The organism is Streptomyces dryopteridis (genome assembly GCF_049606955.1).
GTDB lineage: Bacteria > Actinomycetota > Actinomycetes > Streptomycetales > Streptomycetaceae > Streptomyces.
The window spans coordinates 3,735,278-3,759,738 of sequence record NZ_CP187113.1 but is presented as its reverse complement, the minus strand read 5'-3'; the positions used below and the strand labels follow the sequence as shown (position 1 = coordinate 3,759,738).

Annotated in this window: 18 protein-coding genes; 8 read left to right on the top strand and 10 right to left on the bottom strand. The window is 72.4% G+C overall.

Annotated features, from left to right (window positions below):
* The first annotated feature begins 36 nt into the window (after positions 1-36).
* The 3 genes from ACN20G_RS16060 (at position 37) to ACN20G_RS16050 (ending at position 5,861) form a co-directional block, all read left to right on the top strand.
* The gene (locus tag ACN20G_RS16060; protein ID WP_424213470.1) at positions 37-1,446 is read left to right on the top strand and encodes an LCP family protein; all 1,410 of its coding nucleotides are present in this window, start codon (positions 37-39) and stop codon (positions 1,444-1,446) included.
* Between the two features lie 223 nt (positions 1,447-1,669).
* Positions 1,670-3,577, top strand: a complete 1,908-nt coding sequence (locus tag ACN20G_RS16055) for an LCP family protein (RefSeq protein ID WP_424213469.1) — start codon at positions 1,670-1,672, stop codon at positions 3,575-3,577.
* A gap of 145 nt (positions 3,578-3,722) precedes the next feature.
* Positions 3,723-5,861, top strand: coding sequence for an LCP family protein (locus ACN20G_RS16050; protein ID WP_424213468.1), 2,139 nt, complete (start codon positions 3,723-3,725; stop codon positions 5,859-5,861).
* A gap of 90 nt (positions 5,862-5,951) precedes the next feature.
* On the opposite strand, the gene ACN20G_RS16045 is transcribed toward ACN20G_RS16050, so the two are convergent.
* The gene (locus ACN20G_RS16045; protein ID WP_424213467.1) at positions 5,952-6,986 is read right to left on the bottom strand and encodes a glycosyltransferase family 2 protein; all 1,035 of its coding nucleotides are present in this window, start codon (positions 6,984-6,986) and stop codon (positions 5,952-5,954) included.
* A gap of 334 nt (positions 6,987-7,320) precedes the next feature.
* Here ACN20G_RS16045 and ACN20G_RS16040 point away from each other — a divergent pair, with 334 nt between their 5' ends.
* Positions 7,321-8,730: an LCP family protein gene (locus tag ACN20G_RS16040; RefSeq protein WP_424215536.1), complete on the top strand. Its 1,410-nt coding sequence runs from the start codon at positions 7,321-7,323 to the stop codon at positions 8,728-8,730.
* A gap of 34 nt (positions 8,731-8,764) precedes the next feature.
* On the opposite strand, the gene ACN20G_RS16035 is transcribed toward ACN20G_RS16040, so the two are convergent.
* Positions 8,765-9,310: an acyl-CoA thioesterase gene (locus tag ACN20G_RS16035; protein ID WP_424213466.1), complete on the bottom strand. Its 546-nt coding sequence runs from the start codon at positions 9,308-9,310 to the stop codon at positions 8,765-8,767.
* Between the two features lie 116 nt (positions 9,311-9,426).
* Between ACN20G_RS16035 and ACN20G_RS16030 the strand changes: the two genes are divergently transcribed.
* Positions 9,427-10,866 (top strand): LCP family protein, encoded by a 1,440-nt coding sequence (locus ACN20G_RS16030; protein ID WP_424213465.1) that lies wholly within the window; start codon positions 9,427-9,429, stop codon positions 10,864-10,866.
* 118 nt (positions 10,867-10,984) lie between these two features.
* On the opposite strand, the gene ACN20G_RS16025 is transcribed toward ACN20G_RS16030, so the two are convergent.
* Complete coding sequence (locus tag ACN20G_RS16025; protein ID WP_424215535.1) at positions 10,985-12,091, bottom strand: acyl-CoA dehydrogenase family protein; 1,107 nt, start codon at positions 12,089-12,091, stop codon at positions 10,985-10,987.
* Positions 12,092-12,360: 269 nt separating this feature from the next.
* On the opposite strand from ACN20G_RS16025, the gene ACN20G_RS16020 reads away from it, so the two are divergent.
* Positions 12,361-13,710: a UDP-glucose dehydrogenase family protein gene (locus ACN20G_RS16020; protein ID WP_424213464.1), complete on the top strand. Its 1,350-nt coding sequence runs from the start codon at positions 12,361-12,363 to the stop codon at positions 13,708-13,710.
* Positions 13,711-13,848: 138 nt separating this feature from the next.
* On the opposite strand, the gene ACN20G_RS16015 is transcribed toward ACN20G_RS16020, so the two are convergent.
* The 4 genes from ACN20G_RS16015 to ACN20G_RS16000 all read right to left on the bottom strand — a co-directional run bounded on the left by ACN20G_RS16015 (position 13,849) and on the right by ACN20G_RS16000 (position 18,110).
* Positions 13,849-15,051, bottom strand: a complete 1,203-nt coding sequence (locus tag ACN20G_RS16015) for a membrane dipeptidase (protein WP_424213463.1) — start codon at positions 15,049-15,051, stop codon at positions 13,849-13,851.
* Positions 15,052-15,226: 175 nt separating this feature from the next.
* Positions 15,227-16,465, bottom strand: a complete 1,239-nt coding sequence (locus ACN20G_RS16010) for a dipeptidase (protein ID WP_424213462.1) — start codon at positions 16,463-16,465, stop codon at positions 15,227-15,229.
* Positions 16,462-16,989, bottom strand: coding sequence for a 5-(carboxyamino)imidazole ribonucleotide mutase (gene purE / locus ACN20G_RS16005; protein ID WP_424213461.1), 528 nt, complete (start codon positions 16,987-16,989; stop codon positions 16,462-16,464). The genes ACN20G_RS16010 and purE overlap by 4 nt, the downstream gene beginning before the upstream one ends.
* Complete coding sequence (locus ACN20G_RS16000; RefSeq protein ID WP_424215534.1) at positions 16,986-18,110, bottom strand: 5-(carboxyamino)imidazole ribonucleotide synthase; 1,125 nt, start codon at positions 18,108-18,110, stop codon at positions 16,986-16,988. Before ACN20G_RS16000 ends, purE begins: the two co-directional genes overlap by 4 nt.
* Positions 18,111-18,285: 175 nt before the next feature.
* Here ACN20G_RS16000 and ACN20G_RS15995 point away from each other — a divergent pair, with 175 nt between their 5' ends.
* A complete protein-coding gene (locus ACN20G_RS15995) occupies positions 18,286-18,828 on the top strand; it encodes a GtrA family protein (protein WP_424213460.1) in 543 nt (180 codons plus the stop codon).
* Positions 18,829-18,862: 34 nt separating this feature from the next.
* On the opposite strand, the gene ACN20G_RS15990 is transcribed toward ACN20G_RS15995, so the two are convergent.
* Entirely contained in the window at positions 18,863-20,143 is a 1,281-nt protein-coding gene (locus ACN20G_RS15990; RefSeq protein ID WP_424213459.1) for an ATP-binding protein, read from the bottom strand.
* A 121-nt stretch (positions 20,144-20,264) separates the two neighbouring features.
* On the bottom strand, positions 20,265-20,942 hold the full coding sequence (locus tag ACN20G_RS15985) for a response regulator transcription factor (protein WP_424213458.1): 678 nt from the start codon (positions 20,940-20,942) through the stop codon (positions 20,265-20,267).
* A 504-nt stretch (positions 20,943-21,446) separates the two neighbouring features.
* Between ACN20G_RS15985 and ACN20G_RS15980 the strand changes: the two genes are divergently transcribed.
* Positions 21,447-22,943: a peptide MFS transporter gene (locus ACN20G_RS15980; protein WP_424213457.1), complete on the top strand. Its 1,497-nt coding sequence runs from the start codon at positions 21,447-21,449 to the stop codon at positions 22,941-22,943.
* A 120-nt stretch (positions 22,944-23,063) separates the two neighbouring features.
* On the opposite strand, the gene ACN20G_RS15975 is transcribed toward ACN20G_RS15980, so the two are convergent.
* On the bottom strand, positions 23,064-24,452 hold the full coding sequence (locus ACN20G_RS15975) for a hypothetical protein (protein WP_424213456.1): 1,389 nt from the start codon (positions 24,450-24,452) through the stop codon (positions 23,064-23,066).
* Positions 24,453-24,461: the final 9 nt, after the last annotated feature.

Sequence of the window (24,461 nt, the reverse complement as noted above, 5' to 3'; positions counted from 1 at the left end):
CGCGGTCGCCCACCGAGCGGTGAGGGACGGTCCCAGGTGACGGAGAACCGCGACACACCCCACATACCCGCCGCCGGTCCGTCCGGGGCCGGCGGGAGCGGGCGGCGGCGCCGTCGGGTGCTGCGGTGGGTGGGCCTGGGGCTGGTGCTCCTCGTGCTGCTGGGCGCGGGGGTGGGCTGGTGGCTGTGGTCGAGGTTGGACGGGAACATCACCGAGGACACCTCGGCCGCCGCCGAGTTGCGCCGGTTCGAGAGCAGTCGCCCCTCGGAGGCGGCGCGCGGGGTGCAGAACATCCTGCTGATCGGTTCGGACACCCGGGCCGGCGAGGGCAACGCCGAGTACGGGCAGGACGTGGGCACCCAGCGCAGTGACACGACGATCCTGTTGCACCTGCCGGCGGACCGGCGGACGGCGACGGCGGTGTCCATCCCCCGGGACCTGATGGTGGAGATCCCCGAGTGCACGGGGGTGGACGGGGGGACGACGCGGCGGCAGTTCGCGCAGTTCAACTGGTCCTTCGAGTTCGGCGGCGCGGGGTGCACGATCCGGACGGTGGAGGAGTTGACGGGGATCCGCGTCGACCACCACATGGTGGTGGACTTCCGGGGGTTCACCCGGATCGTGAACGCGGTGGGCGGGGTGGAGGTGTGCCTGGCGCGGGCGGTGGTGGACGAGCAGGCGAAGTTGGACCTGCCCGCGGGCCGGCAGACCCTCAACGGGGAGCAGGCGCTGGCGTTCGTGCGGGCCCGGCACGCCCTGGGCGACGGCAGCGACACCGAGCGGATGACGCGGCAGCAGGAGTTCCTGGGCTCGTTGGTGAAGAAGGTGCAGAGCAACGGGGTGCTGCTCAATCCGGCCCGGTTGTACCCGTTGTTGGACGCGGCGACCTCGTCGTTGACCACGGACCCGGGGCTGGCCTCGCTGCGGGACCTGTACGAGTTCGTGCGCGGGGTGCGGTCGATCCCCACGGGCGAGATCCGGTTCACGACCGTGCCGAGGATGTCGTACCCGGGGAATCCGAACCGGGACGCGTTGCGCGAGCCCGATGCCTCGCGCCTGTTCGAGCTGTTGCGCGAGGACCGGCCGGTGCCGATCGCGCCGGCGGAGTCGGAGGGCGGGTCGGGGGCGGGCACGGGTTCGCCGATGGCGCGCGGGATGGACGCGGAGGGACTCGCCGAATGGTGGAATTCCGTTTCCGGAGCGGACTCGCGCGGATTCGGTAAGGGAAATGTAAAAGCCTGGCCGGTCGGTTCCGAGGAGCTCGTGAACATCGTCAAGGGCCTCGCCGAACCGCATTCGGGGAAGGTCGCGTCCGGGGCTCGTGAGAACGGTCACGGATTTTTCGGGAACTTCCCGGGCATGCCCCGTTCGGTGAATCCGTCCGAATCCCCTTCGCCCGAGCCGCCGTTCACCGGAACCGTGGCGGGGACGGTCGAGTGCCGGTAAAACACAGGCCAAAGCGTTGTCCGATATCCGAACAGTGCTGCGGTTTGCCCGATTTGATCACCCTGGTCGACCTCGCCGCCGGTTCTCGCACCTGAACAGGGCGGATATGGTGTGCCATTCGAAGTGCGGAAAGTTCAAGGCCGCGCGAGACCAGCCGGATCGACACGGAACGGGCGCCTCGGGGGAAGCGTTCGGGAAGCAGCCGACGGAGGATGTAACGACCGTGGACGCCCAGAACCGGGAACGCGGAGGGGAAATCGACCCCGCCGATCAGTGGGTGCGCAACCCCGACACCGGTAATTACGAATTGCGACCGGACCACTCCCCTGCGCAGCAACAGGTCCCCGCGTTCCCGCCCCACGGCTCCCCCGCCCCGCCCCCCGATCCGCTCGCGCCGCCGGCCGTGCCGGGGCCCCGGAGCAGGCGCGGCCGACCGGCCGAGGAGCAGCCGCCGCCGCAGGGCCGACGGGCGAAACGGTCCGCCGGACGACGCGGGGCCGCGCCCGCCGACGCACCGCCCGCCCCGGACCCCGCGGTCCCCGGCCCCCGCCGCTCCCGCCGGGGCGGCGCCCCCGCGCCCGAGGCCGCCACCCGGGCCGAACGCCGCGCCGCCGGCAAGGGCGCGGCCCCCGATCCCGACCCCGGGGCCTCGGGCCGCGGCCGGGGCCGCAAGGCGGCCGTCGGCACGGCCGCGACCGCCCGGCGCCGCCGCCGACGCCGCATCGCGGGCGGGGTGACCGCGTTCGTGGTCGTCGGCGGGGCCCTCGGCTCCTACCTCTACGTGCAGCACCTCAACGGCAACATCGACGGCAAGGACATCGGCGACGCCGGCACCGGCGGTTTCCAGTCCGGCCGCCCCATCAACCTGCTGGTCCTGGGCACCGACAAGCGCACCGGCGAGGGCAACGAGGGCTACGGCGACCCGGAGAGCGTGGGCCACGCCGACACCACCCTGCTGCTGCACGTCTCCGAGGACCGCACCAACGCCACCGTGCTCTCGATCCCCCGCGATCTGATCACCGACGTGCCCGACTGCCCCACCGTGCAGCCCGACGGCTCCACGAAGGTGATCCCCGGGACCCGGAAGGTCCGCTTCAACACCAGCCTGGGCCAGGACGGCCGCGACCCCGGCTGCACCATGCGGACCGTCACGCAGATCACCGGCATCCCCATCGACAACTTCATGATGGCCGACTTCAACGCCATCAAGACGCTGAGCACAGCGGTCGGCGGGGTGCCCGTGTGCGTGGCCAAGGACGTCGACGACGTGAAGTCCGGCCTCAAGCTCACCAAGGGCGAGCACCGCATCGAGGGCGAACAGGCCCTGGCCTTCGTGCGCACCCGGCACGCCTTCGGCCTGGAGAGCGACCTCGACCGGATCAAGACCCAGCAGGCATTCCTCGCCTCCCTGATGCGCGAGATGAAGTCCTCCGACACCCTGACCAGCCCGAAGAAGATGTTCGGACTGGCCGAGGCCGCCACCCAGGCCCTCACCGTGGACAAGGGACTCGCCAGCGTCGGCAAGCTCGTCTCCCTCGGCGGCGAACTGCGCGGGGTGAACCCGAAGAACATGACCTTCACGACCCTGCCGGTCTACGACAACCCGGCCGACAAGAACACCGTGCTCATCCGCAAGGACGCCGCCGACCCGCTGATCAAGATGATCCGGGACGACGTCTCCCTCACCAAGGCCCGCGCGGAGGCCGACGCGAAGAAGGAGGCCGAGGAGGCCGCCCGCCTCCAGGGCGGTCGCGCCCCCGCCGCCTCGGTGCGGGTGGACATCCGCAACGCCGGCGGCCCGCTCGGTGCGGCGCAGGTCACACTCGACTGGTTGACCACGAACAAGGGCCTGCGCCTGATGTCGAACCAGGGCAACGCCGCCGAACGCCTGGAGCGGACCACCCTGGAGTACGGCGCCGACCAGGCCGACCAGGCACGGGCGTTGGCGGACATGCTCAAGCTGCCGGCCTCGGCGCTGAACCCCTCCGCGGAGAACGCCGGCCCGCGCACGCCCATGCGCCTGTCGCTGGGACGGGACTTCGACAAACCCGGCGATCCATTGACGGAGAAGCCCGAGAACACCGATGGTGTGCAACGGGTCGAGGCGGACAAGGCCACGTGCGTGAAGTGATCCCGCGTCCCGTGGGACGGGACACGCACACCGAGACGAATTCGGTACCTCGGGAACCCCGCCCCCGGGTACGTCGTCTCCGCGAAAGACGGCAGAATACCGGGTTAATCTGATCATCCGCATGGCACTTTGAGGTGGGGTACGCGTGGAGCACAACAGCGTGCGGGGGGAGGACGCGCCCGCCGCGGCGTCCGGCGACGGCGGGGAGTCGTCCCGGGACGCGGAACACGGGGAGGGCGCGCCGGATCCCACCGACGCGATACCCGGCGAGCGGGCCGCCGAACGCCCCCGGGCCGCGGCACGGGAGAAGAAGCCGAAGGCCACCGCGAAGACTCCCCCCGAACGGCACGACAAGGCCGCCGAGAGCGCCGGGGCCGAGGGCACCGGACGCGAACACGCCGCCGGGACCCCGACCGCGACCGTCCCCGCGCCCCGCGCGACACCGGAGGACCGGGCACCCGCCGAGGCCCCCGAGAGCACCGGGGCCGTCCGCCCGGCCGACGACATGACCGCCCTCGCGGAGGCCGTGGCCGTCACCACCGACGCCTCCGCCCGCGCCGGCCGCACCGAGCTCCGCCCCGGTGCCGACCCCGCGCCCGCCGCGAAGACCGGCACCACGAAGACCGCCGCCGCCAAGTCCGCCGCCGTGCCGCCCGTCGTCCCCGCCCCCCGTCGCGCCGCCGACCCCTCCGGTCCCGGCGACAAGGGTCCCGGCGGCAAGGGCCCCGAGGGCCCCGCCGGCCCCGGCCCCACCGCCAAGTCCCGCAAGCGCCGCCGCGTGCTGCGCTGGGTCGCGGGCGGGGTCGCCGGCCTGGTCCTCGGCACCGCCGGCGCCGGCTACCTCTACTACTCGTACATGAACGGCAACATCCGCACGGACGCGCTGAACCTGGGCGACGGCAAACTCGGCAAGTCCCGCCCCAACGCCTTCGGCCAGACCCCCCTGAACATCCTCCTGATCGGCTCCGACGTCCGCGACGACAAGGAGAACCAGGCGCTCGGCGGGGGCCGCGACACCTTCGGCGGCCCGCCCCTGGCCGACGTGCAGATGCTGCTGCACGTCTCCGCCGACCGCTCCAACATGTCCGTGGTCTCCATGCCCCGCGACACCATGGTGAAGATGCCCAAGTGCACCGACACCGACGGCAAGGTCTACCCCGCGAGCACCGGACTCGTGCAGGTCAACGAGTCCCTCGGCCGGGGCGGGCCGGGCTGCACCGTGGCCGCGTGGCAGGAACTCACGAAGATCCCCATCGACCACTTCATGATGATCGACTTCAAGGGCGTGGTCTCGATGGCCGACGCCATCGGCGGCGTCCCCGTCTGCGTCCAGCAGAACGTGCACTCCCGCACCAGCGAGGGCAAGGGCTCCGGCCTCAAGCTCCCCAAGGGCGTCAACGTCATCCAGGGCGAGCAGGCCCTCCAGTGGCTGCGCACCCGCTACGGCTTCGAGGACGGCAGCGACCTCGGCCGCACCCACGCCCAGCACATGTACATGAACTCCATGGCCCGCGAGTTCCGCAAGAACGCCAACCTCGCCAACCCCGGCAAGCTCAACAGCCTCGCCCAGGCGGCCATCAAGGCCATGATCGTCGACCCCGGCCTGGCCTCCATCGACAAGCTCTTCGACCTCAGCACCGAACTGAAGGCGGTGCCCACCGGCCGCATCACCATGACCACGATGCCCTGGGTAGACAGCAACGTGCAGTCCGGCCGGGTCGAACCCAAGCCGGGCGACGCCGAGGACCTGTTCCGCATGATCCGCGAGGACATCGCCCTCGACGGCAAGGGCGACGGCAAGACCAAGCCCAAGGGCGAGCCCTCCAAGCCGGCCTCCGCCGCGCCCACCGCCCCGCCCGCCAACGTCAAACCCGACAGCACGCCGGTCCTCGTGCGCAACGCCACCGTCGGCGAGCAGCAGGACCAGCAGCAGGTCAAGGGCCGCTCCACCGAGGTCGCCGCGTCCCTGGCCAAGCTCGGCTGGACCAAGGCCCGCGGCGACAACCAGGTCGGCGGCGAGGACACCACCGTGGTGCGCTGGGCCAGCCCCGACCAGGAGGCCGCCGCCAAGGCCCTGGCCGCCGCCCTGAAGCTGCCCGCGACCGCCGTGGAACGCTCCACCGACGTCACCGCCATCACCGTGTTCGTGGGCGCCGACTGGCGCTCGGGCGACGCGCCCGGCGCCGGCAAGCCCGCCCCCAGCAAGGCGCCCGACTCCGCGCGCCCGCTCAACGGCGACGACGACAAGGCGTGCATGGCGGTCCAGCCCGGCTTCACCTGGTAACCGGCCCGCGCGGCACGCACGCGAGAGGGGCCCGGCGGTCATCGCGACCACCGGGCCCCTCTCGCACGCGTCACGCGGACGCCGGCGACCTCAGACCGCGTCCCGCGCGGGTTCGGCGGCCGGCGCGGCCGGGCGGCGCGAGGCGATCACCTTGCGCGCCAGCGACCTCGGGCTGGTCAGGAAGCCCGCGCCCCAGGACATGTGCATCGTGGCCAGCGCCACCGGGATCCGGGCCCGCGCGGCGAGCGGCAGGCCCTTGCCCGCCGGCACCGACCCGGCCGTGATCGCCGCCAGGTAGCCCACCGGCACGGCGAAGGCCCACGGGGTCACCGCGGCCCCCAGCACCGTGCCCGCCGCGATCGCGACCAGCGCGGTCGGCGGGGCCAGGTAGCGCGGGTTGATCGAACCGGCGTGGTAGCGGGCCACGACGTGCCGCCAGCGCCCGTAGTTGCGGTACTGCTCGGCCAGCGCCCGCACCGAGGGCCGGGGCCGGTAGCTCACCCGCAGCTCGGGCGAGAACCAGATCAGCCCGCCGGACTCGCGGATCCGGTAGTTCAGCTCCCAGTCCTGGGCGCGGATGAACTCCTCGTTGTAGCCGCCCTGCCGCTCCAGCGCCTCGCGCCGGAACACGCCGAGGTAGACGGTGTCGGCCGGGCCGGCCTCGCCGCCGGTGTGGAACGCGGCGTTGCCGACGCCGATCCGGGAGGTCATCGCGGCGGCGACGGCCTGCTCCCAGGCGTTCTCGCCCTCGGCGTGCATGATGCCGCCGACGTTCTGCGCGCCGGTCTCCTCCAGCAGGCGGACGGCGGTGGCGATGTAGTTCGGGGAGAGCATCCCGTGGCCGTCGACGCGGACCACGATCGGGTGCCGGGACGCCTTGATGGCCGCGTTGAGCGCGGCGGGGGTGCGCCCGGTGGGGTTGGGCACGGTGTGCACACGGGGATCTTCGCGCACCAGTTCGGCGGCGATCTCGTCGGTCCGGTCCGAGGAGGGTCCGAGGGCGATCACCACCTCCATCTCGCCGTCGTACTCCTGGGCCAGGATGTGGCGCACGGAGTCGCGCAGGTGACGCTCCTCGTTCAGGACCGGCATGATCACCGAGACTGCGGGCTGCTGCGTGGGCATGAGGTCCTTCGGGGTCGGGTATCCCGCTCACGTTACCGCGTACGAGGGAAACCGGTGCGGGTCGGACAGTGCGTACCGAATGTCGCTGATCGTATCGACGTACCGTCACACCAGGTCGTCCGGTCCTTCCGGTCGAGGTCAACGCCCCCCCTCGTGCCCGCGGAGGTGTCCCCAGGTGTCCCCTGTGCCCCAACCGCAGCGTCCCCCCGGTTCGTCCGGTCACCCCGTGCGCAGTGGGGGACGCTCCCCCGCGCTGCCCCCCGCCCTCGCCGGCCGGGGCCGGTCCCCGCGCCACGCCGCCGGCCGGGGGCGGGCCCGGCGACCCCGGTGGGGGGTGCGGATCGCGGGCGGGCTCGCCGTGGCCGTCCTCGGCTCGGGCGCGATCGGGCACGCCGTCATGACCGGCCTCGACATCGGCGTGGAGCGCATCGACCCCTTCAAGGACATGAAGAACCGGCCCCAGGCCGGTCACGGCCTGAACTTCCTGCTCGTCGGCACCGACGGCCGCGACAAGATCAGCGCGGAGGAACGCAAGGAGTTCCGGCTCGGCGGCGCCCCCTGCCACTGCACCGACACCGTCATGCTCGTGCACCTGTCGGCCGACAAGGAACGCGCGAGCGTGATCAGCCTGCCCCGCGACAGCTTCGCCGAGGTCACCGAGGCCCATCCCGACGCGGCCGGCGGCAAACCGCACGGGGCGCACCCCATCAAGCTGAACGCCGCCTACGCCGAGGGCGGGCCCCAGCTGACCGTGCGCACCGTCGAGAACCTCACCAAGGTGAAGATCGACCACTACCTGGAGGTCGACTTCACCAGCTTCATGCGGACCGTCGACGCCATGGGCGGGGTCGAGATCTGCACCGCCAAGACCATGCGCGACAGCTACACCGGCCTCGACCTGCTGCCCGGCACCCACCGGCTCAGCGGCGGCCAGGCCCTCCAGTACGTGCGCTCCCGGCACGTGGACGGGGCGGCCGACCTCGGCCGGATGCAGCGCCAGCAGCGTTTCCTCGCCGCGCTGATCCGGCAGGCCACCACGGGCGGGGTGCTGCTCAACCCCGTCAAGTTCAAGGAGGTCAGCTCCACCCTCCTGAGCTCGGTGCGCGTCGACAAGAACTTCGGCTCCGAGCAGATGCTTGCCCTGGGGCAGGCGATGCGGGACTTCACGCCCTCCTCCTCCGAGTTCGCGTCGGTGCCGATCGGCGACCCCTCGTTCGTGGTCAAGGGCATCGGTTCCACCGTGAAATGGGACGAGCCCAAGGCCGCCAAGCTCTTCGAGTCCATCCGCGAGGACCGGCCGCTGGCCCCGGTCCGCAAGGGCGGGGGCGGGGACGGCAAGGCGGCCGTCTCGGCGGTGCCGGTGGACGTGCCGCCGGACCAGGTGCGCGTGCAGGTCGAGAACGGCACCCGGATGGACGGGCTCGGCGGGCGCGTGGACGAGGCCCTGCGCGGCACCGGGTTCAACACCACCCGCGCCCCCGGCAACGCCCCCAGCCGCGACGTGAAGCGCACCCTCATCTCCTACGACCCGCGCTGGGACCGTTCGGCCCGCACCCTGAGCACGGCCCTGCCGGGCAGTGAGCTGCGGGCGGTCGGCGGGCTGGGCCGGACCCTGGTGGTGACGGCCGGCACGGACTTCACGAAGGTGGTCCCGGTCCGCGCCGAGGACCCCTACCAGGGGCCGACGGCCGGCGCGGCGGGCGTGGTCACGGGCGACCAGGTCTCCTGCGGGGCCCGCGCCTGAGGGCGCGCGGGCGGGCGCGCGGGCGGGCGGCGGTTCAGTCCCAGTCGGCGAAGCCCTCGGCGGCCCGCTGCTCGCGCAGCTCGGTGATGGCGCGCCGGCGGGCCAGTCGGTGAGTGCGCCGGATCTGCGCCTCCTGGTAGCGGCGCCGGTCCTGGTCGGTCTCGGGCAGCACGGGCGGCACGGGGCGCGGCTTGCCCTCCGCGTCCACCGCCGCGAACACGAGGTAGGCGGAGCCGACCTGGGTGGGCGGGGTGGTCTCGTTCCAGCGCTCGGCCAGCACCCGCACGCCGATCTCCATCGAGGAGCGGCCGGTCCAGTTCACCTGGGCGCGGGCGTGCACGAGGTCGCCGACGCGGACCGGGGCGAGGAAGGCCATCTCGTCCATGGAGGCGGTGACGGCCGGGCCGCCGGAGTGCCGGCCGGCGACGGCGCCCGCCGCGTCGTCGACGAGCTTCATGATCACGCCACCGTGCACCGTGCCCAGCAGGTTGGTGTCGTTGCCGGTCATGATGTGGCTGAGGGTGGTGCGGGAGGCCGAGGTCGGCTTGCCGGGGAGCTCCGCTTCCGGGGTGGTGGTCATGGGGCAACGATAATCGGGTGTCGCTGCGGTCGCGGATGCATCAGATCTGCTACAGGCGGGCCACGAAACCCGGCCCGGCTGTTCGCCCCTTCGATTCAGAGGGCATCCTGGTCGACATGACTGAGTGGCCCGACGCCCGCGACCCCCATGGCCGAGACCCGTACGCCCCCCGTTCCCGGGGCGGCGGTGGGCAGGGGTACGGCGGTTACGACGACGGCGCGTCCCCCGAGGGACCGCGCCGGATGCCGCACGTGCGCGGGCAGCGGCCGAACCTCCCCCCGCAGCAGGGCCACGACCAGTACGGACAGCGGCAGTACGGAGAGCAGCAGTACGACCAGTACGGGCAGCAGGGGTACGACCAGTACGGGCGGCCGCCCCAGGCCCCGCCGCGCGGCGTCCCCCAGCAGGGCGGGTACCGCGAGGACCGCGAGGGCGGCTGGAACACCGGCCAGGTCTACGGCTCGCCCGCCGGCGGGGCCCCGGCCGCTCCCGGCGGCCCGGGCGGGCCCGGGGACGGGCGCGGCGGGCGCGGGCGCGGCGGTCCGGGCGGGGGCGCGCCGCGCCGCCCGTCCGACGCGACGTTCCGGCGCCGCCGGATCAAGGTGGCGCTGATCGGGCTGGTCGGGGTCCTGGTGGTGACCTCGATCGGCACCTACGCATGGGCCTCGTCGAAGATGCGCGACGAGGTGGACCTCTCCAAGGTGATCGAGCGCCCGAAGGACGACGACTGCACCACGTACCTGATCGTGGGCTCGGACAGTCGCGAGGGCATGTCGGACGAGGACAAGAAGAAGCTGCACACGGGTTCGGCCGACGGCAAGCGGACCGACTCGATGATGATCCTCGCGGCCTGCTCGGGCGGGAACAGCATGATCTCCCTGCCGCGCGACTCGGACGTGGAGCTGCCCTCCTTCGTGGGCTCGCAGTCCGGGAAGAAGTTCGCGGGCACCGGCAAGCGGATCAAGCTGAACGCGGCCTACGCGCAGGACGGCCCGGAGCTGCTCGTGCGCACCGTCGAGTTCAACACGGGCCTGCGCATCGACCACTACGCGGAGATCGGCTTCGCCGGTTTCGCGAACATCGTGGACGCCCTCGGTGGGGTGGACATGAACATCGAGAAGGGCTTCAAGGACAAGAAGTCCGGCGCCGACTTCAAGGCCGGCGAGCAGACCCTCAACGGCGAGCAGGCCCTGGCCTTCGTCCGCACCCGGTACGCGTTCGCCGAATCGGACCTGGCGCGCACGAAGAACCAGCAGAAGTTCCTCGCCACTCTCGCCAACCAGGCCGCGACCCCGGGCACGATCCTCAACCCGTTCCGCCTGTACCCGACGCTGTCGGCGGGCCTGGACACGCTGATCGTGGACACCGACATGTCGCTGCTGGACCTGGGCGAGATGTTCTTCGCGATGAAGGGCGTCAACGGCGGTGACGGCACCTCGATGAACATGCCGCTCAAGGGCAGCCGCGGCAGCAACGTGGTCTGGGACAAGGACAAGATGACCCAGATCGTCAAGCAGATCCAGAACGACGAGAAGGTGACCGTCGCCCCGAACTGACGGCGACGGCGGCCCCGCGACCGCTTGAAGACCGAGGCCCCCGCACCGTGCGCACGGTGCGGGGGCCTCGGTCTTCAAGCGGTCGGTCTTCGTGCCCTCCGTCTTCGGGCGGTCGGGGTCAGGGCAGGTTGCGGGCCATGACGATGCGCTGGACCTGGTTGGTGCCCTCGTAGATCTGCGTGATCTTCGCGTCGCGCATCATGCGCTCCACCGGGTAGTCGCGGGTGTAGCCGTAGCCGCCGAGGAGCTGCACGGCGTCGGTGGTGACCTCCATGGCCACGTCCGAGGCGAAGCACTTGGCGGCGGCGCCGAAGAAGGTGAGGTCGCCGTCGACGCGCTCGGACTTCGCCGCCGCCGAGTAGGTGAGCTGACGGGCGGCCTCGATCTTCATGGCCATGTCGGCGAGCATGAACTGCACGCCCTGGAAGTCGCCGATCGGCTTGCCGAACTGCTTGCGCTCCTGCACGTAGCCCTTGGCGTAGTCCAGGGCGCCCTGGGCGATGCCGAGGGCCTGGGCGGCGATGGTGATGCGGGTGTGGTCGAGGGTCTTCATCGCGGTGGCGAAGCCGGTGCCCTCGGCGCCGATCATGCGGTCGGCGGGGATGCGCACGTTGTCGAGGTAGACCTCGCGGGTCGGGGACCCCTTGATGCCGAGCTTCTTCTCCGGCGCGCCGAAGGACACGCCCTCGTCGCCCTTCTCCACGACGAACGCGGAGATGCCCTTGCTGCGCTTCTCCGGGTCGGTGACGGCCATGACCGTGTAGTAGTCGGAGACGCCCGCGTTGGTGATCCAGCGCTTGACGCCGTTGAGGACCCAGAAGTCCCCGTCGCGGACCGCGCGGGTCTTCATGCCGGCCGCGTCCGAGCCCGCGTCGGGCTCGGAGAGGCAGTAGGAGAACATGCCGTCGCCGGCGGCGAGCGGGCCGAGGTACTTGGCCTTCAGCTCCTCCGAACCCGACAGGATCACCGGCAGGGAGCCCAGCTTGTTGACGGCCGGGATGAGGGAGGACGAGGCGCAGACGCGGGCCACCTCCTCGATCACGATGACCGTGGCCAGGGCGTCGGCCCCGGCGCCGCCGTAGGTCTCCGGGACGTGCACGGCGTGCAGGTCGTTGGCGACGAGGGCGTCGAGGGCCTCCTGCGGGAAGCGGGCCTCCTCGTCCACGGCCGCCGCGAACGGCGCGATCTTCGCCTCGCACAGGGCGCGCACCGACTCGCGGAGCATGTCGTGCTCCTCGGCGGGCCGGTAGAGGTCGAACTCCGGATTGCCGTTCCCCGCGGACGAACCCTTCGATGCTGCCAACGCGCTCACTCCCCATGCCCGTGTCTGCTAACTACCGTTAAGTAACCCTCAGCTTAGGGCGCGGCGCCCCGACCCGGGTATGCCCGCCGCGCGTGAGTTGCACGACAGCCCCGTGACCTCGGATTCCGGGCCCGCCCGACCCCCCGACTATGCTCGGCAGCCGCACCCGCAACGCTTTTGGAGTACGCGCAATGGCACTGAAGATCTCGGTGATCGGCACCGGTTATCTCGGCGCGACGCACGCCGCCGCCATGGCCGAGTTGGGCTTCGAGGTCCTCGGGCTGGACGTGGTCCCCGAGAAGATCGCCACCCTGTCCACCGGCCGCGCGCCGATGTGGGAACCGGGACTGGACGATCTGCTGGCCGCGCACGTGGCGGGTTTGCCGGGGTCCACCGGGCGACTGCGGTTCACCACCTCCTGGGAGGAGCTGGCGGCCTTCGCCGACGTGCACTTCGTGTGCGTGAACACCCCGCAGAAGTACGGGGACTACGCGTGCGACATGAGCTTCGTGGACAGCGCCTTCGACGCGCTGGCCCCGCACCTGGACCGGCCGGTGCTGGTGGTCGGCAAGTCCACCGTGCCGGTGGGCTCGGCGGACCGGCTCGCGGCCCGACTGCGGGCGGCGGCGCCGGCCGGGGACGCGGTGGAGCTGGCCTGGAACCCCGAGTTCCTGCGCGAGGGCTTCGCCGTGAACGACACCCTGCACCCGGACCGGATCGTGATCGGCTTCGACCCGGAGACCTCGCCGAACGCCGAGAAGCTGCTGCGCGAGGTGTACGCGACCCCGCTGGCCGAGGGCACCCCGATGGTGGTCGCCGACCACGCGACGGCCGAGTTGGTGAAGGTGGCCGCGAACTCCTTCCTCGCCACCAAGATCAGCTTCATCAACGCGATGGCCGAGGTCTGCGAGGCCGCCGGCGGCGACGTGGCCCGGCTGGCCGAGGCCATCGGGCACGACGACCGGATCGGCCGCAAGTTCCTGCGCGCCGGCATCGGCTTCGGCGGCGGCTGCCTGCCCAAGGACATCCGCGCGTTCATGGCCCGCGCCGGGGAGCTGGGCGCCGACCAGGCGCTGACCTTCCTGCGCGAGGTGGACTCCGTGAACATGCGGCGCCGTTCGCACATGGTGGAGCTGACCCGGGAGACGGTCGGCGGGTCCTTCCTGGGCGTGCGGGTCGCGGTGCTGGGCGCGACGTTCAAGCCGGACTCCGACGACGTGCGCGACTCCCCCGCGCTGAACGTGGCCGGGCAGATCCACCTCCAGGGCGGTCAGGTCACCGTGCACGACCCGAAGGGGCTGGCCAACGCCCGGCGGCTGTTCCCGACCCTGGGCTACGCCGAGACGGTCGCCGAGGCGGTCGCGGGGGCGCACGTGGTGCTGCACCTGACGGAGTGGTCGCAGTACCGGGAGCTGGACCCGGCGGAGCTGGCCGGGCTGGTGGAGCGGCCGGTGCTGCTGGACGGGCGCAACGCGCTGGACCCGGAGGTGTGGCGGGCCGCCGGCTGGACGTACCGGGCCCTGGGCCGGCCGCGGGTCTGAGCCGCGGGGGCTCGGGTCGTGGGCCCGGGTCGCGGGGTCCGGACCCCGGCGAGCGGGGTGGGCGTGCGGGCGCGGCCGGGGTCGGGTGGGCCGCCTGCCTCGGCCCGTCGACCCCGGCCGCGCCGGTTCCGGGGTGGGTCAGCGCGGCCGGCAGCGGTCCGCGCGGGCGGTGAAGTCGACGGCGCGGACGACCCGCAGGGCGTTGCCCCAGGTCAGCAGCGCGACCTCGGTTTCGGGCCAGCCCCGGTCGAGGAGTTCGGCGATCAGCCGCGGGTAGCCAGTGGGGTCGGCGAGGCCCTGCGGTCGGGGGGTGCCGGGGGCGCTGCCGAAGCGGGCGGCGAGCCCGACGGACTGGGGGCCGGCGACGGCGCGCACGTGGTCGAGGTGGTCGGCGACGGCGTGCAGGGAGTCCCCGGTGCGCGCGGCGTCGAAGCCGACCATGACCAGGCCCCGGCTCGCGCGCAGGGCCAGCAGCAGTTCGTCGCCGACGTTGTCGGGGTGCCGGGTGAGGGCGGCGGCGCCGACGCCGGTGAGCACGACGGGGCTCTTGGAGGCGGCGGTGACGGCGTGCACGGCGGCGGGTTCGCAGCCGGCGAGGTCGAGGACGATGCCGAGCCGGTTGGCCTCGCGGACCATCTCGTGCCCGATGGCGGTGAGCCCGGTGCGGGCCCAGGTGGCGCCGGCGGGGGCCAGGCAGCGCACGCCGAGGGCGTGGAAGGCGCGCAGCACGCCGAGGGAGCCGGTGAGGACGGCGCCGGGCACGGGGCCGAGCACGCACGCGATCCGGCCGCGGTTGCGGGCGTCGACGAAGTCGTCGACGGTCAGCGCGAGCCGCAGCGGGTCGGGGTAGCGGGCCACGAGGGCGCGGGCCGCGTCGATCCGGTCGAGCACGTCGCCGAGGGTGGGGTCGGCGGTGCGGTGGTCGGGGTCGAGGAGGGACAGGAACTGGGCGCCGACGCCGCCGGCGCGCAGCCGGGGGATGTCGGTGTCCAGGCCCGGGTCGGGGGTGTCGATGTCGTGCGCGGGCCCGGTGCGCAGGGTCCGGGCGAGGGTGTTGTGCCCGTCGGCGACGGGGTGCCGGGCCAGCAGGGCGGCGGCCCGTTCGAGGGCGGTGCGGGGCGCTACGGGCGCGACGTGGGGCGGGTCGGCGCCCGGGCCGGGGGCCTGGGAGGCGGGGGCGGGCAGCACGGTGGTGACGCGGAAGGCGACGGTGCCGGCGCCGGTGCCGTAGGCGGTGGGGCCGCAGGGCGGGGCGGTGGCGTGCGGGGTGGGGGTGGCGCTCGCGCCGAGGGGGCCGGCGTCGGGGGATATGGGGCTGTGTTCCTCGTGGAGATCGGCCATGGCGAAGCGGCTCCGTCTCGGCGTCCGGTGGGGGAAGGTGAGGCCACCGTGACATGCGGTGCGGCGGGGTTCGCGGTGGGCGTGGCGTTCGGGGGACGCCGGACGCGCCGGGGCCCCGCGTCCCGGACCCTTCCGTGCGGGCACGGGGGTCGGGGCGCGGGGCCTCGGGGTCCGATCAGGCTCCGGCGGGCTCGGCCGGCGGCAGGACGGCGTTGGAGGGGCCGCGCAGGGCTGATTCCTCGCGGGCCACGGCCTCGGCGTCGCGGAGCACGCGGACCGCGTTGCCCCAGGTGAGCTTGGCGAGGTCGGCGCGGGACCAGCGCCGGCGCAGGAGTTCGGCGATCAGGTTGGGGTATCCGGCGACGTCCTCCAGTCCGGCCGGGGTGAAGGCGGTGCCGTCGTAGTCCCCGCCGATGCCGATGTGGTCGACGCCCGCGAGTTCGCGCATGTGGTCGAGGTGGTCGGCGACGGTGGCCACGGTGGCGACGGGCCGGGGCCGGGCCGCCTCGAAGGCCCGGTGCAGCTCCATGGCCCGGGGGGTGGTGTCGAGGTGGTGCAGCCCGTGGGCGCGGAGGTTCTCGTCGGCCGCCAGGGTCCATTCCACCGCTTCGGGGAGGATGAACTTGGGGACGAAGGTGGCCATGGCGACGCCGCCGTTGGCGGGGAGCCGGCCGAGGATCTCGTCGGGGATGTTGCGGACGTGGTCGCAGATCCCGCGCGCCGAGGAGTGGGAGAAGACCACGGGGGCGGTGCTGGTGTCGAGGGCGTCGCGCATGGTGCTCGGGGCCACGTGGGAGAGGTCCACGAGCATCCCGATCCGGTTCATCTCGCGCACGACCCCGCGCCCGAACTCCGTGAGTCCGCCGTGTCGGGGCTCGTCGGTGGCGGAGTCGGCCCAGTCGTTGTTCTCGTTGTGCGTGAGGGTCATGTACCGGACGCCGAGCCGGTGCAGGGACCTCAGGGTGGCGAGGGAGTTGTCGATGGAGTGGCCGCCCTCGGCGCCCTTGAGGGAGGCGATCCGGCCGCCGGCGCGGGCCGCCTCCATGTCGTCGGCGGTGAGCGCGCGGGCCAGGTCCTCGGGGTGTCGGGCGAGGAGCTGGTCGACGACGTCGATCTGTTCGAGGGTGGCGGTGACGGCGTGCCCGCCGGTGATGTGGCCGGGCACGTACACGGACCAGAACTGGGCGCCGACGCCGCCGGCGCGGAGCCGGGCGATGTCGGTGTGCAGGGTCGCGGACTGGTCGTGGGCGATGTCGCAGCGGTCGAGGTCGTAGCGGACCTGTTCGCGCAGCGCCCACGGCAGGTCGTTGTGGCCGTCGACGACGGGGTGTTCGGCGAGGTGGGCGCGGGCCTCGTCGAGGTGGGCGGCGGCGTCGGGGTGGGTGCCGGCGGGGGTGTTCACGGGGGCGCTCACTTGCCGAATCCGAAGGTGTCGCCGCCGGCGGCCTTGGCGCGCAGCCGCTTGCCCTTCTCGGTGGCCTGCTCGTTCAGTTCGGTCTGGAACTCGCGCATCCGGGCCAGCAGCTCGGGATCGTGGGCGGCGAGGATCCGGGCGGCGAGCAGACCGGCGTTGCGGGCGCCGCCGATGGAGACGGTGGCGACGGGGACCCCGGCGGGCATCTGCACGATGGACAGCAGGGAGTCCATGCCGTCGAGGTACTTCAGCGGGACGGGGACGCCGATGACGGGCAGGGGGGTGACGGAGGCGAGCATGCCGGGGAGGTGGGCGGCGCCGCCGGCGCCGGCGATGATCGCCTTCAGCCCCCGCTCGGCGGCCTGCTCGCCGTAGGCGATCATCTCGTGCGGCATGCGGTGGGCGGAGACGACGTCGACCTCGTGGGCGATGTCGAACTCGTCGAGCGCCTGGGCGGCGGCCTCCATGACGGGCCAGTCGGAGTCCGAGCCCATGACGATGCCGACGAGGGGGGTGGTGCTCATTCGGTGATCGTTCCTCTGAGGTAGCCGGCTGCGTGGCGTGCTCGTTCCAGCACATCGTGCAGGTCGTCGCCGTAGGTGTTGACGTGGCCGACCTTGCGGCCGGGTTTCACGTCCTTGCCGTACATGTGGATCTTCAGGCGCGGGTCGTGGGCCATGCAGTGGAGGTACGCGGCGTACATGTCGGGGTAGTCCCCGCCGAGCACGTTGGCCATGACCGTCCAGGGGGCGCGCGGGCGGGGGTCGCCCAGCGGGAGGTCGAGGACGGCGCGCAGGTGGTTGGCGAACTGGCTGGTCATGGACCCGTCCTGGGTCCAGTGCCCGGAGTTGTGGGGGCGCATGGCCAGTTCGTTGACGAGGATCCGCCCGTCGCGGGTCTCGAAGAGCTCGACGGCGAGGTGGCCGGTCACGCCGAGTTCGTCGGCGATCCGCAGGGCGAGGGCCTGGGCCTCGCCCGCGAGTTCCTCGGAGAGGTTCGGGGCGGGGGCGATGACCGTGTCGCACACGCCGTCGACCTGCACGGATTCAACGACGGGGTAGGCGACGGCCTGCCCGTGCGGGGAGCGGACCACGTTCGCGGCGAGTTCGCGCGCGTAGTCGACCCGTTCCTCGGCGAGGACGGGCACGCCGGCGCGGAAGGCGTCGGCGGCGCCGGGGTCGTCGGCGGAGCGGACGAACCAGACGCCCTTGCCGTCGTAGCCGCCGCGCACGGTCTTGAGGATGATCGGGAAGCCGTCGCCCTCGGCGGCGAACGCGGCGGCGTCCGCCGGGTCGGCGACGATGCGGTGGCGGGGGCAGGGGGCGCCGATCTCGTCGAGGCGGGCCCGCATCACCCCCTTGTCCTGGGCGTGCACCAACGCGTCGGGCCCCGGGCGGACGGGGATGCCGTCCGCTTCCAGGGCCCGCAGGTGTTCGGTGGGCACGTGCTCGTGGTCGAAGGTGATCACGTCGCAGTCGCGCGCGAAGGCGCGCAGCGTCTCCAGGTCGCGGTAGTCGCCGATGACGACGTCGCCGACGACCTGCGCCGCGGAGTCCTGCGGGGTGTCACTGAGGATCTTGAATCTGATGCCGAGGGGGATGCCCGCCTCGTGGGTCATGCGGGCGAGCTGTCCGCCGCCGACCATGCCGACTACCGGGAACGTCACGCGCCCCAGGGTAACGGCCGGCCGGGCGCGGCCCGGACCCCGGGGGTGCGGGCCCGGAAGGCGCGGACGGGGGGCGGGGCGGACACTTAACATGGCCGGGTCCACCCGTGGGGGCGGGCGCGGCACGACACACGACGACGGGAGCTGAGGGCCGATGAGCGGCGAGACGGGCGGCGAGGGACTCCTCGCGCGCGGGCGCGGCCTGGTGCGTGAGGTCGCCCGGTTCGGCGCGGTCGGCGGGCTCGGGGTGCTGGTGAACCTGGGCGTGTTCAACCTGCTGCGGCACACGACGGACCTGGCCGTGGTGCGGACCAGCGTGATAGCCACGGTGGTCGCGATCGTCGGCAACTACCTGGGGTTCCGGTACTTCGCGTACCGCGACCGGGCCTCGTCGGCGGCGCGGGGACGGGAGCTGGGGCTGTTCCTGGCGTTCAGCGCGCTGGGGCTCGTGATCGAGAACGGGCTGCTGTACGGGGCGGTGTACGGGCTGGGCCTGGATTCCCCGTGGCAGAACAACCTGTTCAAGTTCCTGGGGATCGGGCTCGCGACGGTGTTCCGGTTCTGGTCCTACCGGACCTGGGTGTTCAAGGCGCTGCCCGCGCCGGAGGTGTCGGGGGCGCAGGGAGTGTCGGGGGCGCCGGGGGTGCCCGCGCCGGCCGACCCGCAGCCGCCGCTGCCGGCCCCGGCGCGGGGCTGAGCCCGGCGCCTCGTCCTCGCCCCCGTCCTCGTGCTCAGCGGACGGTGGGTTCCGGCTCCGGGGCCGGTGCGGGGGCGGTGCGGCTGAGGAAGAGGGCGAAGATCGGCGGGCTGGCCTGGAGGAGTTCCAGGCGGCCGCCGTCGGCCTCGGCGAGGTCGCGGGCGACGGCGAGGCCGATGCCGGTGGAGTTGCGGCCGCTGATGGTCCGCTCGAAGATCCGGTTGCCGAGGTCGGCGGGGACGCCGGCGCCCTCGTCGGTGACCTCGATGACGGCCTGGTTGCCGGTGACGCGGCTGCGGATGGCGACGGTGCCGCCGCCGTGCATGAGGGAGTTCTCGATGAGGGTGGCGAGCACCTGGGAGACGGCTCCGGGGGTGCCGACGGCCCGCATCCCCTGCTTGCCGGAGCGGACCACGGCGCGGCCGGCGCTGCGGTAGGCGGGCCGCCACTCCTCGACCTGTTGTTTGACGACCTCGTCGAGGTCGAAGGGGACGGCGGAGCCGGTGCGGGGGTCGCGCGAGTTGGTGAGCAGCCGTTCGACCACGTCGGTGAGGCGTTCCACCTGCGTGAGCGCGATCGTGGCCTCCTCGCGGACGGTGGCGAGGTCGTCGGTGACGGTGATCTCCTCCAGCCGCATGGACAGGGCGGTCAGCGGGGTGCGGAGCTGGTGGGAGGCGTCGGCGGCGAGTCGGCGTTCGGCGGTGAGCATCCGCGCGATGCGTTCGGCGCTGGAGTCGAGCACGTCGGCGACCCGGTCGAGTTCGGGCACCCCGTAGCGGCGGTGCCGGGGCCGGGGGTCGCCGGAGCCGAGGCGTTCGGCGGTCTCGGCGAGGTCGGTGAGCGGGGAGGCGAGCCGGTTGCCCTGCCGGACGGCGAGGAGGACGGCGGCCACGACGGCGAGCAGGGAGACGGCGCCGACCACGGCGAGGGTGCGCCAGACCTCCTGGGTGACGGCCGTGCGGGACTCCTCGACGGTGACGCTGATGCCGTGCTCGCCGGTCTCGGTGCGGCGGATGACGCTGCCGTCGATGGGCTTGCCGAGGGTGGCGGCGGGTTTGCCGGGCAGGCGGATCACGGCGTGCCGGCCGGTGGTGATCTGGGTGGGCAGCGGGGCGGGCTCCTGCGGCCCGTCGTCCTGACGCTGGTCGAGCATCCCGGCCTCGACGACGCCGAGGAGGCGGACCGCCTCGGATTCGACGCTCTCCTGGGCGCTGGTGGTGATCGTGCGGGTCTCCACGATGACCAGGGAGACGCCGAACACGGCGATGACGACGAGGACCACGGCGAGCGTGGAGTTGATCAGGCGGCGACGCATGGCGGTGCGGGGGGTTCCTCACGCTCGGCGGCGGGTCGGCCGGCCGGGCCGGGTCCGGTCCCGGCCCGGCCGGCGGCCGCACGGTCGTGGTGGGTGTCGTGGGTGTGGCGCGCGGGTGCGGTCAGCTCTTCTCGAAGCGGAAGCCGACCCCGCGCACGGTGGCGATGTAGCGGGGGTTGGCCGCGTCGTCGCCGAGCTTCTTGCGGAGCCAGGAGATGTGCATGTCGAGGGTCTTGGTGGAGGACCACCAGGTGGTGTCCCAGACCTCGCGCATGAGCTGGTCGCGGGTGACGACGCGGCCGGCGTCACGGACCAGGACGCGCAGCAGGTCGAACTCCTTCGCGGTGAGCTGGAGCTCCTCGTCGCCCATCCAGGCGCGGTGCGACTCCACGTCGATCCGCACCCCGTGGGTGGCCGGCGCCTGGGCCTGCTCGGCGGCGCCGCGCCGCAGCAGGGCCCGGACCCGGGCGAGCAGCTCGGCGAGCCGGAAGGGCTTGGTGACGTAGTCGTCGGCGCCGGCGTCGAGGCCGACGACGGTGTCCACCTCGTCGGCGCGGGCGGTCAGCACGAGGATGGGGAACCCGTGGCCCTCGGCCCGCAGTCTGCGGGCCACCTCCAGGCCGTCCATCCCGGGCAGCCCGAGGTCCAGGACGACCAGGTCGACGCTGCCTTGCAGTCCCGCGTCGAGCGCGGTGGGTCCGTCCTCGCGGACCTCCACCTCGTAGCCTTCGCGCCGCAGGGCGCGGGCCAGTGGTTCGGAGATGGAGGCGTCGTCCTCGGCGAGCAGTACACGCGTCATGTGGGTGATGGTAGTCCGACGCGGGCGTGTCCCGGGCTGTGCCGCGACAGGCGCCCAAAGGACCTCCGGATCTATTATCAAGGGGTATTACGGACCTTCGAATACCGTGGAACGGTTCCCGTTCGACCTGTGATCCATCTCTCAAGTCCTTCCATATCCCGCCCTGTCGTGTCGTATGGTGGCGAGACGCCTGATGCACTACCTCGGAGATCTTTGTGCCGTAAAACGATCACAAAGGTCTCCGTTTCTGTAGAAGGTCGGTCGGACATTCCCGCGGAATGGCCGTTCGGCCGAACGACAGTGAATGACCTGTGGGCCGGGCCCTGCGCGCGATGGTGCGTGGCAGGGCGTGGATCCCGGTGGTGAGTTCCCCTTCGTCGCCCGCAACGCGACGTGACCCCCGGGCGTGGGGTGGAGGGCTCATCGGCCGGTGCCGGCCACCCCTCGACCGGGCGCGGCACATCGCTCACGAAGCGACGCGTCCCGAGCAAGCAAGGATCGACCATGGCTTCCAGCCTGACGGCGGATTCGAAGGCGAACAACGCGCCCGAGAAGACCTTCCTGGGCCACCCGAGCGGCCTCGCCTTTCTTTTCATGACCGAGATGTGGGAGCGCTACAGCTTCTACGGCATGCGCGCGCTGCTCGTGCTCTACCTGGCCACGAACGTGGCCGACGGTGGTCTCGGAATGAACGACGCGACGGCCGTCGCGATCTATTCCGTCTACAACGCGATGGTCTACCTCCTCGCCCTCCCGGGCGGATGGCTCGGTGACCGCGTCTGGGGCGCCCGCAAGGCCGTGGCCGTCGCCGGTGTCGTGATCATGACCGGCCACTTCCTGCTGGCCGTGCCCGCCACCGTCTCGTTCTTCATCGGCCTGGCGCTCATCGCCGCCGGTTCGGGCGTGCTGAAGGCCAACATCTCCACGATGGTCGGCCAGCTCTACCGCGACAAGAACGACCCGCGTCGCGACGGCGGCTTCACGATCTTCTACATGGGCATCAACCTCGGTGCCTTCATCGCCCCGCTGACCGTCGGCTGGGTCGGCCAGAAGGTCAACTGGCACCTCGGCTTCGCCATGGCCGGTGTCGGCATGGCGCTCGGCCTGGTCTTCTACTTCTTCGGCTTCCGCCACCTGAACCCGGTCTCCAACCAGGTCCCGGACCCGCTGACCGCCGAGCAGAAGTCCTCCGTGCTCAAGAAGGGCCTGATCTGGCTGGGCGTCGCCGTCGCCGCCTACGCGATCATCGGCCTCGCAGGCATCTTCACGATCAACTACGCCCTGTGGCCGCTGACGATCGCGGGCCTGATCCTCCCGGCCTGGGCCCTGATCCGCATCAAGCGCGACCGCGACCTCAGCACCGACGAGCAGTCCCGCATGTCGGCGTACGTGTGGTTCTTCGTCGCCGCCGCGATCTTCTGGGCGATCTACGACCAGACCGGCTCCACGCTGGCCCTGTTCGCGAAGGACAGCACCGAGTCCACGCTGTTCGGGTTCGACTTCCCGGCGAGCTGGTACCAGTCGCTGAACCCGCTGTACGTGATGGCCCTGGCGCCGCTGTTCGCCTTCTTCTGGGTGTTCCTCTCGCGCCGCGGCAAGGAGCCGAGCACCCTCGTGAAGTTCTCCTTCGCGCTGGTCATGATCGGTGTCTCCTTCGGCATCATGATGATGGCGCAGGGCGTCGCGGCCGACGGCAAGGTCAGCCCGATGTGGCTGGTCGGCGTGTACTTCATCCAGACCGTCGGCGAGCTGTGCCTCTCCCCGGTCGGCCTGTCGCTGACCACGAAGCTGGCGCCGCAGAAGTACGCCTCGCAGATGATGGGCGTGTTCTTCCTCGCCGTCACCGCCGGCGACTCCACGATCGCCCTGCTCCAGCTGCTGGGCGCGCCCACGGACTCCCAGGGCTGGTTCGCCAGCCAGGGCCTGCTGGCCGCGCTCGCGGGCATCGCGATCTTCATGTACCGCAAGAAGGTCCAGCCGCTCATGGGTGGCGTCCACTGACGCACGTCGCCCCGCGCACGTGAGGAGGCCCCCGCACACCGGACGGTGTGCGGGGGCCTCCTCGCCGTACGGGATGGTGCGGGGCGTACGGGGTGGTACGGGGTGGTACGGGGTGCGGGGTCAGCTCCGGTCGCCGCCGCGCAGTCGCCGCCACGGGGTGAAGGTGAAGACCGCGCCGCCGAGCAGGATCACCGTGCCGGCGACGAGCCCGAGGGCCTTGATCCCGCCGTCGTCCTCGGCGCCCGTGTTGGGCAGGGTGCCGCCGGTGGCGCCGGTGGTCGTGCCCGTCGTGGTCCCGGTGGTGGTCCCGGTCGTGGTGCCGGTGGTGGTCCCGTTCGTGGTCGAACCGGAGCCGCCGGGCTGCGCCGTCGTGTCCAGCTCCAGGGAGACCCCGGTGCTGCTCGCCTTGCAGTCCACGGGGATCGGCGCCCCGCCCATGTTGACGTCGATCTTCATGTCACCGGGGCTGAGGGTGGTCTTGCCGGTCTTGCCCGGCTTGTAGCTGCCGGTCATGTCGCTGAGCGTGACGCCCTCGCCCTGCCCGATCGGCGCGGAGTTTCCGGGCCCGGACACCGTCACGGTGCCCGAGTCCGCGCCGCCCAGTTTGATCGTGAGCGTGGGCTTCAACGCCCCCGCGGGCAGCGGCACGGGCGCCTTCATGGCGTCCTTGGCCGTCTTGACCGTGAGGTCGTAGGCGCCGGAGGAGTTCTTCTTCGCGTTGATCGTGACCGGGGTGGTGATGCCCCCGGGCACGACGGAACCGCAGTCGAACTTCACGTTCACGGCCTTGCCGGGGAAGTCCGTCTGCCCGCCGCCGTTCCCGGCGGTGGTCCCGGAGGTGGTCCCGGACGTCGTGCCGGAGGTGGTCCCGCTGGTCGTGCCGGACGTCGTCCCCGAGGTGGTGCCGGACGTGGTGCCCGACGTGGTCCCGGAGGTGGTGCCCGAGGTCGTCCCGGAGGTCGTCCCGGCCGTGGAACCGGACCCGCCCTCCACCTTGATCGTCGCGCCGACCCCCGGGGCCTCCTTCGGGGCGCACTTCGTCTCGGTGGTCATGATCTGGTTGACGTTGATCGTGTACTTGTCGGGCGTGAGGGTGATGTCCCCCGCCTTCTCGATCTTCAGCTTCCCCTTCATCTCGGACAGCTGCATCGGCTGCCCCTTGGGGATCGGCGGGTTCTGCCGGGGCCCCTGCACGGCGACCTCGCCGCTCTGCGCCCCGCCCACCTTCAGCGTGCCGCTCGGCTGGACCACGTTCGCGTTCAGGTCCAGCACGTCGGGGTTCTTCGACGCGGCCTTCGTCGTCTTCCACGTCACGTCGACGGTGTCGCCGACCTTGGCCGTGGCCGGGGCCGTGATCGACACGGTGGTCTCCCCCTGGATCGGGGGCAGACCGGAGATCGAAGGCGGGATGCACTCGGTCTTGAAGGTCACCTCGGCGGCCATGGCGGGACTTGCCGAAAGCAGGATTCCCGCCCCGCCGAGCATCAGCGCGGCACCGGCCGCGCTCATCCTCCGTCG